Source organism: Streptomyces sp. CA-146814 (genome assembly GCF_050942385.1).
Classification (GTDB): Bacteria; Actinomycetota; Actinomycetes; order Streptomycetales; family Streptomycetaceae; genus Streptomyces.
The window spans coordinates 4700700-4712930 of sequence record NZ_CP192068.1 but is presented as its reverse complement, the minus strand read 5'-3'; the positions used below and the strand labels follow the sequence as shown (position 1 = coordinate 4712930).

10 protein-coding genes are annotated in these 12231 nt (G+C 71.7%); 4 read left to right on the top strand and 6 right to left on the bottom strand.

All coding sequences use genetic code 11. From position 1 onward, the window contains the following. Positions 1-34 precede the first annotated feature (34 nt). The 5 genes from ACQP09_RS21090 to ACQP09_RS21070 all read right to left on the bottom strand — a co-directional run bounded on the left by ACQP09_RS21090 (position 35) and on the right by ACQP09_RS21070 (position 5588). Positions 35-625, bottom strand: coding sequence for a TetR/AcrR family transcriptional regulator (locus tag ACQP09_RS21090; protein ID WP_433401923.1), 591 nt, complete (start codon positions 623-625; stop codon positions 35-37). 272 nt (positions 626-897) lie between these two features. Then, the gene (locus ACQP09_RS21085) at positions 898-1842 is read right to left on the bottom strand and encodes an ABC transporter permease (protein ID WP_433401921.1); all 945 of its coding nucleotides are present in this window, start codon (positions 1840-1842) and stop codon (positions 898-900) included. Then, positions 1829-2842: an ABC transporter ATP-binding protein gene (locus ACQP09_RS21080; RefSeq protein ID WP_433401919.1), complete on the bottom strand. Its 1014-nt coding sequence runs from the start codon at positions 2840-2842 to the stop codon at positions 1829-1831. The genes ACQP09_RS21085 and ACQP09_RS21080 overlap by 14 nt, the downstream gene beginning before the upstream one ends. A gap of 188 nt (positions 2843-3030) precedes the next feature. Beyond that, positions 3031-4287 carry a LolA family protein gene (locus ACQP09_RS21075; protein WP_433401917.1) on the bottom strand — a complete coding sequence of 419 codons (1257 nt, stop codon included), beginning with the start codon at positions 4285-4287 and terminating at the stop codon, positions 3031-3033. A 290-nt stretch (positions 4288-4577) separates the two neighbouring features. Beyond that, positions 4578-5588 (bottom strand): polyprenyl synthetase family protein, encoded by a 1011-nt coding sequence (locus tag ACQP09_RS21070; protein ID WP_404064884.1) that lies wholly within the window; start codon positions 5586-5588, stop codon positions 4578-4580. A 158-nt stretch (positions 5589-5746) separates the two neighbouring features. Between ACQP09_RS21070 and ACQP09_RS21065 the strand changes: the two genes are divergently transcribed. From ACQP09_RS21065 to ACQP09_RS21050, 4 genes are all read left to right on the top strand, one after another. Continuing rightward, the gene (locus tag ACQP09_RS21065) at positions 5747-7246 is read left to right on the top strand and encodes a peptide MFS transporter (protein ID WP_433401915.1); all 1500 of its coding nucleotides are present in this window, start codon (positions 5747-5749) and stop codon (positions 7244-7246) included. Between the two features lie 65 nt (positions 7247-7311). Then, the gene (locus ACQP09_RS21060) at positions 7312-9306 is read left to right on the top strand and encodes a CocE/NonD family hydrolase (RefSeq protein ID WP_433401913.1); all 1995 of its coding nucleotides are present in this window, start codon (positions 7312-7314) and stop codon (positions 9304-9306) included. 177 nt (positions 9307-9483) lie between these two features. Beyond that, a complete protein-coding gene (gene fahA, locus ACQP09_RS21055) occupies positions 9484-10713 on the top strand; it encodes a fumarylacetoacetase (RefSeq protein WP_433401911.1) in 1230 nt (409 codons plus the stop codon). Continuing rightward, a complete protein-coding gene (locus tag ACQP09_RS21050; protein WP_433401909.1) occupies positions 10710-11432 on the top strand; it encodes a GOLPH3/VPS74 family protein in 723 nt (240 codons plus the stop codon). The genes fahA and ACQP09_RS21050 overlap by 4 nt, the downstream gene beginning before the upstream one ends. Positions 11433-11457: 25 nt before the next feature. Here the strand turns inward: ACQP09_RS21050 and ACQP09_RS21045 are convergent, their stop codons facing one another. Beyond that, entirely contained in the window at positions 11458-12150 is a 693-nt protein-coding gene (locus tag ACQP09_RS21045) for a response regulator transcription factor (RefSeq protein WP_433401907.1), read from the bottom strand. Positions 12151-12231 lie beyond the last annotated feature (81 nt).

Sequence of the window (12231 nt, the reverse complement as noted above, 5' to 3'; positions counted from 1 at the left end):
CGGAGGTGCCGTACACCTGCTTCACCTGGTCCGTTCAGTACCCCGGCGCCCTCAGCGCGCGCAGCACATGGGCCACCAGGGCGGCGACCGTCTCCTCGTCCTGGACCGGCTTGCGCAGGACGTGGCGGTAGTAGAGGGGGCCGTACAGCATCTCCACGGCCAGCGGCAGGTTCGCGCCGGGCGGGATCTGGCCCTGGTCCTGGGCGCTGCGCAGCCGGGCCACCGCCTGTTCGACGCGCGGGTCGACCAGCTGGTCCTTGAGTGCCTGGGCGAGTACGTCGTCGTGGTGGAGCTCGGAGAGGATGCCCCCGTAGGCAGGTCCGAAGGGCGGCACGGTGAGCAGTTTCACCGCGCCCGCCACATGCGTACGCAGGTCGGCGCCGATGTCACCCGTGTCCACGAACGGCGTGGCGTCCACCAGCGCGTCCGTGAACGCCTCCAGGAGCACCGCTCCTTTTGACGGCCACCAGCGGTAGATCGTCTTCTTGCTGACACCGGCGCGGGCCGCGATGGCCTCTATCGTCGTGCGCCCGTACCCCCTCTCCGTACAGAGGTCGAGGGCGGCCTGCAGCGTCGCGCGGCGGGACTTCTCGCTGCGGCGCAGACTACTGGGCGGTGTGATCATCCGGTGAGCATAGGACGGTTTGAGCCATTCCTTATTGACAGGTAGTCGTCATAGGCCGAACAATACCCAAGCGGAAACGGAACGTACCGTGTCGGTTCGTTCCCACCTCCGCACGTTCGTGCCGTTCGTGCCGCGACGAGCCGATCGGGGGACGGCTCGCCCGGCCGACGGCGCGGACGACCGCTCACCGATCCGATCCGGCCATGGTCCCGCCACCGGACGATCCGGTGGTCCTGTGGCCCTGCAGTCTTGTGGCCCTGTGGTCCCGTGTCTCAGGCCGTGATGTCCTTCGTGGTGAAGCGCGCCCAGGCCGCCGAGCCGAACACCGCCGCGTACGCGCCCTGGAGCTGGAAGTTCTTCACCAGCTCGTCCCAGTGGACCGGCTCGCGCAGGACGTCAGCGAAGGACATCCAGTGGTGCGGGAACAGGTACGGGTGGATACCGCTCAGCTGCGGGATGCTGTCCAGGATCTGCACCGTGATCAGCAGCCCGATCGTCGCCGCCATCGCCGCGATCCCGCTGTTGGTCAGCGTCGAGACGAAGAGCCCGAGCGCGGCGAACCCGACCAGGGACGCCGCGACGACCGCCGCCGTCAGCGCGGCCCGCACCAGGCCCTCGCCGAAGCCGATCCGCGTACCGGAGATCGTCGTGACCTCGCCCACCGGGAAGAGCAGCGCGCCGACCGCCAGTGCCGAGGCCGCCACCACGAACGTCGCGACCAGACAGAAGGCCAGGACCGACGCGTATTTGGCCAGAAGTAGTCGGGTCCGGCCCGCCGGAGCGACCAGCAGATAGCGCAGGGTCCCGGCGCTCGCCTCGCCCGCGATCGCGTCGCCGGCCACCACACCGACGGCCATCGGGAGGAAGACCGGCAGGGTGGCGGCGAGGGCCGCGAAGACGAGGAAGAGGCCGTTGTTGGTGACCTGCGTCAGGAACGCCGGGCCTCCCCCGCCGTCCGGCCCGCCTCCTGCCCCGGAACCCGCTCCTCCGCCACCCGTCTCGATGCGGACCGCGATCCCGATCAGTACGGGGACGGCGGCGAGCACCGCGAGGAGCGCGTAGGTCCGGTGGCGGCGGAGGGTGGCGGTGATGATCTCGGAGCGGAGGATTCCGAGGGTCCACAGGGGGTTGCGGGGGTCACCAGGGTTACGGGGGCTCCGTCCCGTGGTTCCCGGGGACGGAACGGCTCCGGCCTCCGCCCTCTCAGCCTGCGACATCGAATCCCTCTCCCGTCAGTGCCACGAACGCGTCCTCCAGCGACCCGCCCTCGATCCCGAACGCCCGCACCCGCACCCCGCCGCCCACCAGCGCCGCGTTGAGGTCCGCGAGGTCCACGGCGGCGGGCGGGGCGTCGGCGGTCAGGCGGTCGCCGTCGACGGCCAGGCCGGTGAGGCCGTGTGCCTGGAGGACGCGGACGGCGTCGGCCGCGTCCGGCGTGGTGACGGCGAGGCGGCCGCGGGCGCTCGCGGCGAGGTCGGCGACCGAACCCTGGACCAGCAGCCGGCCCCGGGCCATCACCGCCGCGTGCGTGCAGACCTGTTCGATCTCGTCCAGCAGGTGCGAGGAGAGGAACACCGTGGTCCCCTCGGCCGCCAGCTCCCGGACCAGCGAGCGGATCTCCCGCATGCCCTGCGGGTCCAGGCCGTTGGTCGGCTCGTCCAGGACCAGCAGGCGGCGCGGCCGGAGCAGGGCCGCGGCGAGGCCGAGGCGCTGTTTCATGCCGAGGGAGTAGGCCTTCGCCTTCTTGGCCGACGCGGCGGCGAGGCCGACCCGGTCCAGGGCGTGGGCGACGCGGGTCCGGCGGGTGCGCGGGTCGGCGGTGGGGTCGGCGCGGTCGAACCGTACGAGATTGTCACGGCCGCTCAGATAGCCGTACAGCGCGGGCCCTTCGATCAGCGCGCCGACCTCCGGGAGGACCGTGCGGGCCGCCTGGGGCATGGGGCGGCCGAGGACCGCGGCCGTGCCGGAGGTGGGGTCGATGAGGCCCATGAGCATCCGGATGGTGGTGGTCTTGCCGGAGCCGTTGGGGCCGAGGAAGCCGAAGACGCTGCCGCCGGGGACGGTGAGGTCGAGGCCGTCGACGGCGAGCTGACCGCCTCGGAAGCGCTTGGTGAGGCCGCGGGTCTCGATGACGGGGGCCCCGATGGCGGGGGGCTCGATGGCGGTGCCGGGGCGGTCGCCGGCCCCGTACGTCGGGGCGGTCGCTGTCTCCGTCATGCCGGTCGCACCTCTCAGCACACGCGGGGGGGGGGGGAGGGAGCCGGACCGCCCCGCCGCGCGGGTGCGCGACGGGGCGGGACGACCGGGTGTTCCCGTCGGCCCTAGGACGACCGGGTGATCCCGTCGGCCCTAGGACGACCGGGTGATCCCGTCGGCCCTAGGACGACCGGGTGTTCCCGTCGGCCTTACTTGGCGCCGTCGGCCGCCCGTACCAGAGCGTCCTTCGTCACCGCTCCGACATATACCTTGCCGTCGTCCGTCAGCAGGGCGTTGACGAGGCGGGTCTTGAAGACCGTGCCCGAGCCGAACTTGCCGGTGACCTTGTCGCCGAGCGCGTCCAGGAAGCCCTGCGCCTCGGCCGGGACGTCGCCCGAGCCCGCCGTGGGCAGGCCCTTGCCGCCGGGGATCTCGATGGCGGCGATCGACGTCCAGCCCTTGCCGATGACGTTGACGCCCTCGGCGCCCTCCAGCCCCTCCAGGCCCGGGATCTGGCCGGAGAACTGCTCCGGGAGCGCCTTCTGCGCCTTGCCGTGCTCGTCCTTGCCGGTCTCCAGCTCGTCGGCCTCCGTCACCTTGGCGCCCTTCGGCGGGGTGAAGTCGAACGAGGAGGCGGCGGGCTTGGCGAAGTCCACCTTGGTGAAGCCCGCGTCGACCACGGCCTTGCCGCCGGCCGCCGCCGCCAGCGTGAACTTCAGCGGTACGCCGTTCTCCGCGTCCACCGCGATCCGGATCGAACCGACCGTCGAGCCTTCCTGCTTCGGCTTGATGACCAGCTGGTACGCGTCGCGGCCCGCGACCTGCGCGGTGCCGTCCACGGTGACCGACGTGGTGTCGCCGACCGCCGCGAGCGCCTGCTCGGCGAAGTCCTTCGGCGTGGCCGGCACGCCCTTGGGCGCCTTCGGGGCCTCCTTCTCGGCGCCAGCGCCCTCGGGCGCCTCGGCGTGGTAGACCTCGTCGGACTCCGAGTCGTACGCCCAGACCTCGCCCTGGTTGTGGACGACGCTGTACTCGGAGGCCTTGCCGAGGATGGAGAGCCGCTGCTTCTCCGGGCCGTCGACGGCCACCCGCAGCGTGTGCGTGCCGGACGTCAGCTCCATGAGCTTGTCCTCCGGCGCGGCCGCGCCGCCGTCCTTGCCCTCGCCGTCGGCGCCCGGCAGGAACGATCCCGCGAGGCCGTCGAGAGGCAGGCCGAGGTCCGTGCTGATCTTGAAGGTTCCGGAGAGCTGCTCCTCGTCGGAAGCGGCGATCTTCTCGATGAGTTCCTGTGCGCTGATCTTCGGCAGGTCCGGGTCGCCGGCGTTGGCGAGTGCCGGGACGAGCCCGATGGTCGCGGCCGCCACCCCCGCGACCGCGACGGGGACGATGTAGCGCGCCGCCTTCCGACGGCCCACGACAGTGCCCGTGGCCTCGCCGATGGTCTCTGCGCTGTCGTTCGGTGCCATGTGTGCCCTACCTCCGTGGTCGGCGGCTTCCGTCCGGTTGCCCGTCACTCCCTGCCGCCATTCTCACCCGATGTGGTCAGGAGTGTTGTTATCCATCTGACCAAATCGGGCGGCCTGAAGCGTCAGCCCCGGGGATCAACCTGACTACTGCTGCGGTATGACAACCGGACGGGGTACATCAGCCATCCCGTAGGGGTAGGGCCCGATACGAGGCCTATGGGACCTATGGGGTGACGCGTCGTCAACCAGGGGACGCGGCAGGCGACCGGGGAACTCAGGGCCGCGCGCTCTCAGCCCGCGCGGTGCACCACCGCGTCGCACAGCTCCTCCAGCGCCGACTTCGCGTACCCCTCCGGCAGCGGCGCGAGCGTGGCGCGCGCCTCCTGGGCGTAGCGGACGGTGTCCTGGCGGGCCTGCTCCAGCGCCGGGTGGGCGCGGAGCCGGCGCAGCGCTTCGGCGAGGGTGTCGTCGTCGCCGAGGTCGCCGTCGAGCAGCTCGACGAGCTCCAGGTCGTCGGGCTTGCCGTCCTCCGCCGCCTGGGCGCGCAGCCGCAGGACCGGGAGGGTCGGGATGCCTTCGCGCAGGTCGGTGCCGGGGGTCTTGCCGGACTCGTGGGTGTCGGAGGCGATGTCGAGGACGTCGTCGGCGAGCTGGAACGCGATGCCGAGCCGCTCCCCGTACTGCGTGAGGATGTCCACGGTCCGCTCGTCGGCCCCGGCCATCAGCGCGCCGAACCGGCCGGAGACGGCGACCAGCGAGCCGGTCTTGCCGCTGAGCACGTCGAGGTAGTGGTCGACCGGGTCACGGCCGTCGCGCGGGCCCGCGGTCTCCAGGATCTGGCCGGTGACCAGCCGTTCGAACGCCTCGGCCTGGATGCGTACGGCGTCGGGGCCGAGGTCGGCCAGGATGTGCGAGGCGCGGGCGAACAGGAAGTCGCCGGTGAGGACGGCCACCGAGTTGCCCCAGCGGGTGTTGGCGCTCTCCACCCCGCGGCGTACGTCGGCCTCGTCCATCACGTCGTCGTGGTACAGCGTGGCCAGGTGGGTCAGCTCGACGACGACGGCCGAGGGGACGACACCCGGCGCGTCCGGATCGCCGAACTGTGACGCGAGCATGACCAGCAACGGGCGGAACCGCTTGCCTCCCGCCCGCACCAGGTGCTGGGCGGCCTCCGTGATGAAGGGCACATCGCTCTTGGTGGCCTCGATCAGCCCTGCTTCGACAGCGGCCAGGCCCGTCTGGACGTCGGCCTCAAGAGCCTGGTCCCGCACGTGCAGTCCGAACGGCCCGACGACGGTCACGAGGGCATCTCCTGTCTGCTGACGATCACACTCATTGTCGATGTGTCGCTGTCTGTCGAATCAACTCAGCGTATCCGGTCTCCTATGGATCACCGTGGGCGGCTTCCCACCTCCGCCGGTATGTTCGTGATCAGCTCATACGATCAGGAGTGTCCACTTTGTCCCACGCGACCGCCGACACCGAGCCGGACCGGCCCCCGCCCGAGGACGACCGCGCCTTCTTCGGCCAGCCACGGGGCCTGATGACCCTGTCCGGCCTGGAGGTCTGGGAACGGTTCTCGTTCCTCGGCATGCAGGCGATCCTGGTGCTGTTCTTCGCCGACACCGTGGCCAACGGCGGCATGGGCATGAACCCCGGAACCGCCGCCTCCGTATCGGCCGCGTACGGGACCCTCGTCTACCTGGTCTCCGTGGCCGGCGGCTGGCTGGCCGACCGGATCCTCGGCTCGTACCGGGCCGTGCTGTACGGCGGCATCCTCATCGCCTGCGGCCACTACTCCATGGCCGTGCCGACCGACGCGATGACCTGGGTCGGACTCGGACTGATCAGCGCCGGAACGGGCCTGCTCAAGCCCAATGTGGCCTCCATGGTCGGCAAGCTCTACCGCACCGACGACGAGCGGCGCGACGCCGGCTTCGCGCTCTACTACATGGGCATCAACATCGGCGCCTTCGCCGGACCGCTGGTCACCGGCTGGCTCGGCGACCACTGGAGCTGGCACTGGGGCTTCTCGGCCGCCGCGATCGGTATGACCTTCGGCCTGATCCAGTACGTGGCGGGCCGCCGTCACCTGGTCGGGCGCAAGGAGGGCGCCGAATTCGCGCTCGCCCCGGCCGCCATGCGCCGCGCGGTCCGGCTGATCATCGGCGGGGCCGTCCTGGTCGCCGTCGTCGCCACCGCGCTGGCGCTGGCGGGCTGGCTCACCATCGACCGGTTCGTGGACGTGCTCACGGTGGTCTCGGTCATCGCGCCGATCGCGTACTTCGTGGTCATGTTCAAGAGCCCGCGCGTCACCGCCGAGGAGCGCGGCAGGCTCCGCCCGTACATCGTGCTCTTCCTGGGATCGGTCGTCTTCAACTTCATCCTGTTCCAGGCGTACTCCACGATGATCCTGCTGGCCTCCACCAACGCCCGCACCGAGGTCTTCGGCTTCACCTTCCCGGCCAGCTGGTACGCCTCCGCGCTCGGCGCCTTCGAGGTGGCGCTCGCGCCTGTGGTGGCCGCCACCTGGGTCCGGATGGGCCGGCGCCAGCCGCACGCCTCCAACAAGATCGCCTTCGGCGTGATCCTCGGCGGCCTGTCGTTCCTGCTGATGGTCCTGCCGACCTCGGGCCACGCCGACGACACGTACAAGATGGCGGCCTGGTGGATCGTCGGCTCCTACCTGCTGCTGGGCCTCGGTGACGTCCTGCTGGAGACCTCCGGCCTCTCGGCCAGCAGCAAGCTCGCCCCGAAGGCGTTCGCCAGCCAGACGATGGCCCTGTGGTTCCTGTCACTGGCCGTCGCCAACGGGATCCAGGCCCAGGTCGTGAAGTTGTACGGCGAGGTCTCCACGCCCGCCTACTTCGGCGTCAACGGTGCGATCGCCGTCGCCGCCGGCCTCGCGATGATCGCCGCCGCGCCCTGGCTGAAGCGCACGATGCACCCTGTCCACTGACCGCATCGCTATAGAGCGTCGCGTCCTCATAAGAAGGCGTCCCCCGTCCCCCACCGAGGTGACCCATGAACATCACGACCGAGTTCCCGTACGAGACCACCCGCGAGGACGTGTACATCCCGCTGTCCGGCGGGACCCGGCTCTACGCCCGCATCTGGCGGCCCCTGACCGACGAACCGGTCCCCGCGCTGCTGGAGTACCTGCCCTACCGGCTCGGCGACTGGACCGCCCCGCGCGACTGGCAGCGCCACCCCTGGTACGCGGGCCACGGCTACGCCTCCGTACGGGTCGACGTCCGGGGCCACGGCAACAGCGAGGGGCTGCCGGGCGACGAGTACGACGCGCAGGAGCTGGCCGACGGGGTCGCCGTCGTCCACTGGCTGGCCCAGCAGGAGTGGTGCTCGGGCCGGGTCGGCATGTTCGGGATCTCCTGGGGCGGTTTCAACTCGCTCCAGATCGCCGCGCTCGCTCCCGAGCCGCTGAAGGCGATCGTCACCGTCTGCTCGGCCGACGACCGGTACGACAACGACGTCCACTACATGGGCGGCTCGGTCCTCGCCGTCGACATGCACGCCTGGGCCGCGACCATGCTCGCCTTCGTCTCCCGCCCGCCGGACCCGGCGCAGGTCGGCGACGACTGGAAGGAGATGTGGCTGAAGCGGCTGGAGGCCGTCGAGCCCTTCACCCACACCTGGCTGGCCCACCAGAGCCGCGACGAGTACTGGAAGCACGGCAGCGTCTGCGAGGACTACGGCGCGATCAAGGCGAACGTGCTGGCGGTCGGAGGCTGGCACGACCCGTACCGGGACACCGTCCTCCGGCTCGTCGAGCACCTGGACCCGGGGCAGGTGCGCGGGATCGTCGGCCCGTGGTCGCACCAGTACCCGGACCGGGGGCTGCCGCCGGGGCCCGCGATCGGCTTCCTCCAGGAGACGCTGCGCTGGTGGGACCAGCACCTGAAGGGCAAGGAGACGGGCGTGATGCGGGAGCCGCTGCTGCGGTCCTGGATCAGCGGCTCGCACCGGCCCGCCACGGTGTACGAGACGCTGCCGGGCCGCTGGGTCGGGGACGCCTCCTGGCCTTCGGAGAACGTCAACCCGGTGGCGTACGCGCTCCAGGGCGGTGAGCGGATCGTCGCCTCGCCGCAGCAGACCGGGCTGGACGCGGGCCGCTTCTTCCCGTTCGGCAACGAGGCGGACCTGCCGCCGGACCAGCGGGACGAGGACGCGAAGTCGGTGTCGTTCGAGTTCCCGGTGGCGGACGCGCCGATCGAGATCCTCGGCCGCCCGCGGGTGAAGCTCCGCCTCCGGATGGACGTCCCGCGCGGCCAGGTCATCGCGCGGCTCTGCGACGTGGCCCCCGACGGCTCCTCCACGCTGGTCACCCGGGGCGTCCTCAACCTCGCCGCCCGGCACGGACGCGACCGCACCGACGACTGGACGCCCGGCGACACCGAGGACGTCGTCTTCGACCTCAACGGCATCGGCCACACCTTCCCGCCCGGCCACCGCATCCGGATCGCCGTCTCCTCCTCGTACTGGCCCTGGATCTGGCCGCAGGCCGGCTCGGCCGGGTTCACGCTCGACGCCGACGGCAGCCTCGTCGAGCTGCCGGTGCGCCGCCACACCGAGGACCCGGCGATCACCTTCGGCGAACCGGAACAGTCCGAACCGCTCGGCGTGGTCTACCCGGTCACCCTGGAGGAGCCGCGCCCCGAACGCCTCGTCGTCCGCGATGTCGCGAAGGGCGAGTGGCGGCTGGAGGTCGACCCGCGTTACGGCGGTACGCGGGTCTACCCCGACGGCCTCGAATTCACCGAGGACGCCCTGGAGACGTACACGATCCAGCAGGACGACCCGCTCTCCGCGCGCACCCGCAGCGACTGGCGGATCCGGCTGCACCGGCCGGAGATGGCCTGGGACGTGGAGATCGAGACGCGCTCCGAGATCGCCGCCGACGACGTCGACTTCATCACCTCCGACGAGGTGATCTGCAAGGACGGCGGCGAGATCGTCTTCCACCGCACCTGGGAGAAGCGGATTCCGCGTACGGCGGGGTGATCGTCCCCGATCGCCCCTGATGGTCCCTGTCACGTGGTCGGGTCCCCCGGATTTCCGGGGGACCCTTCGAACTTTCCGGGCAATAGGCACAGTTGGGGAGGGTCAGGGCACTGCCGTGGGGAAGGACCTCCGACGTAACGTGTCCTCCACACGACCTGGAAAGCGAGGCAGCACCACATGCCCGAGCAGAGCAGCCCGCTCGACCTGCCCGAAGGCGACCCCTTCGGCCCGCACAACCTCCCCTACGGTGTGTTCTCCACCCCCGGCCACCCCGAGGACCGCCGGGTCGGCGTCCGCATCGGCAACCACGTCCTGGACGCCGGGGCCGCCGCCCACGCGCTCGGCTCCCCGTACGCCGGGCTGCTGGCGCAGCCGAGCCTGACGCCGCTGCTCGCGGCGGGCCGCACCGCATGGAGCGATGTGCGCCGCGCGCTCACCGCCTGGCTGACCGTGCCGGGCCACCGCGCGGACATCGAGCCGCTGCTGCACCCGGTCGACGCGGTGACCCTGCACCTGCCGTACGAGGTCGCGGACTACGTCGACTTCTACGCCAGCGAGCACCACGCCACCAACGTCGGGCAGATGTTCCGGCCGGACGGTGACGCGCTGACCCCGAACTGGAAGCACCTGCCGATCGGTTACCACGGCCGCTCCGGCACCGTCGTGGTCTCCGGTACGGACGTGGTGCGCCCCAGCGGCCAGCGCAAGGCGCCCACCGACCCGGCGCCCGTCTTCGGGCCCTCGGTGAAGCTGGACATCGAGGCCGAGGTCGGTTTCGTCGTCGGCGTCCCCTCCGCCCACGGCACCCCGGTCCCGCTCGCCGACTTCCGCGAGCACGTCTTCGGGCTGTCGCTGCTCAACGACTGGTCGGCGCGCGACCTCCAGGCCTGGGAGTACGTGCCGCTGGGCCCGTTCCTCGGCAAGTCCTTCGCCACCTCCGTATCGGCGTGGGTCACCCCGCTGGAGGCCCTGGACGCCGCCCGCACCGCACCGCCGGCCCGCGACGTACCGCTCCTCCCCTACCTGGACGACTCCGGCGAGGAGGAGCACGGCGGCTTCGACATCCGGATCACCGTCGAGATCAACGGCCAGGCCGTCGCCGAACCGCCGTTCGCCACGATGTACTGGACAGCCGCCCAGCAGCTCGCGCACATGACGGTCAACGGCGCCTCGCTGCGAACGGGCGATCTGTACGGCTCCGGTACGGTCAGCGGCCCCGAGACCGGCCAGCGCGGCTCGCTCCTGGAGCTGACCTGGAACGGCCGCGACGCGCTGGAACTGCCCGAGGGCAAGCGGACGTTCCTGGAGGACGGCGACACGGTCACGCTGACCGCGTGGGCCCCCGGCCCGCACGGCACCCGCGTGGGCCTCGGTGACGTGACCGGCAGGATCGTCACGGCACCATGACGACTCCCGCACCTTCGGCACCTGGCGCTCCTACGCTGACGCTGCCCGAGGAACTGATCCTGCTCACCCTGGACCCGGGGCGCGGCAAGCCGATGTGCGAGGCCGCGGCCCTGGCGTACGGGGTGGCCGGGGCCGTCCTCGCGGAGCTGGAGCTCCAGGGGCGAATACGGGAGGAGCACGGCCGGGTCCAGGTGGTGAACCCGCTGGACCCGGCCGACCCGCGCCTCGCCGCCCTGCTGCGGACCCTGCCACAGGCGAAGGGCCGCCGCTCCGGGATGCGCGCCCGGCGCTGGGTGGGCGACTTCGACAAGCACGTACGGGACACCTACCTGGACTCGCTGGTCGAGCGCTCCGTGCTCTCCCGGGAGAACCGCCGCTTCCTCGGCCTGTTCCCGTACCACCGCCACTTCCCGGTCCAGCCGGACCTCGTACCGGGGATCCGCAGGCGGTTCACCCTGGCCGAGACGGCGGGCTACCCGGACCACCGCGACCGCCTCCTGGCCGCCCTGGTCTCCGCGATCGGCCTCGCCGCCCAACTGACCCGCAACGGCCGCCCGGGCCGCACGGCGATGAAGGTCCTGCGCCGCTCCGAGTGGACGGCGGCGGCGGTCCACCACAACGTCAAGCAGAACACCTCCGGCGGCGACGGTGGCGGCGACAGCGACGGCGGCTGGGGTGACGGCGGGGGCGGGGGTGGCTGCGGCGGGGGTGGTGACTGAGGGGGCGTCCGGCGGGGGTCCTGGCTCAGGACAGCGGCCCTGGGTACTCGGCATCCAGGACCAGCAGGGCGATCCGTACGCGGTTGTCCACCTCCAGCTTTCTGAACAGGCTGCTGGTGTGGGCCTTGACGGTGGCGACGGTGATGCCCAGCCGCTCGGCGATCTCCGGGTTGCCCAGCCCGTCGGCGATGGCCCGCGCGGTCTCCAGCTCCCGGCGGGTCAGGACGGACAGCCGCTTCCGGGCGGCTTCACGGACGGCCCCGCCGACCGCCGGGCTGTCGGCCGCCGTGGCCGCCGCGATGAGCCGCGTCGTGGCCTGCGGTGAGAGCGCGGGTTCGCCGTTCGCGACCGTCCGTACCGCGTCGATGATCCGGTCGGGCGGGGTGTGCTTGAGGACGAAGCCGAGAGCCCCCGCCCGCAGCGCGTCGAGAACCAGCGCGTCGGAGTCGAAGGCGGTCAGGACGATGACCCGCGGCGGGCGGTCCAGCGCCAGCAGCTCCCGGGTCCAGCTCACACCGTCCCGCCCCGGCATCCGTACGTCGATGAGCACGATGTCCGGCGTCTTCTCCCGTACGGCGACGAGGGCCTCCTCACCGTCCGCCGCCTCGGCCACCACGGTGAGATCGCTCTCGCCGTCGAGGACGAGGCGCACCGCCATCCGGATCAGCTGTTCGTCATCGACCACGACCACGCGCACCGGCGGCTTACCGGACTCCACGCTCAGTGCCTCCGCTGGGCTCGTCGTCGGGCCGGGGCGGCCGGGCGGGTTCGTCGTCGGGCTGTGGCGGCCGGGCGGGCT

Bases quoted from the DNA above. Each gene is read 5' to 3' on its own strand.
- ACQP09_RS21090 (WP_433401923.1), bottom strand. From the start codon at position 625: ATGATCACACCGCCCAGTAGTCTGCGCCGCAGCGAGAAGTCCCGCCGC.
- ACQP09_RS21085 (WP_433401921.1), bottom strand. From the start codon at position 1,842: ATGTCGCAGGCTGAGAGGGCGGAGGCCGGAGCCGTTCCGTCCCCGGGA.
- ACQP09_RS21080 (WP_433401919.1), bottom strand. From the start codon at position 2,842: ATGACGGAGACAGCGACCGCCCCGACGTACGGGGCCGGCGACCGCCCC.
- ACQP09_RS21075 (WP_433401917.1), bottom strand. From the start codon at position 4,287: ATGGCACCGAACGACAGCGCAGAGACCATCGGCGAGGCCACGGGCACT.
- ACQP09_RS21060 (WP_433401913.1), top strand. From the start codon at position 7,312: ATGAACATCACGACCGAGTTCCCGTACGAGACCACCCGCGAGGACGTG.
- fahA (WP_433401911.1), top strand. From the start codon at position 9,484: ATGCCCGAGCAGAGCAGCCCGCTCGACCTGCCCGAAGGCGACCCCTTC.
- ACQP09_RS21050 (WP_433401909.1), top strand. From the start codon at position 10,710: ATGACGACTCCCGCACCTTCGGCACCTGGCGCTCCTACGCTGACGCTG.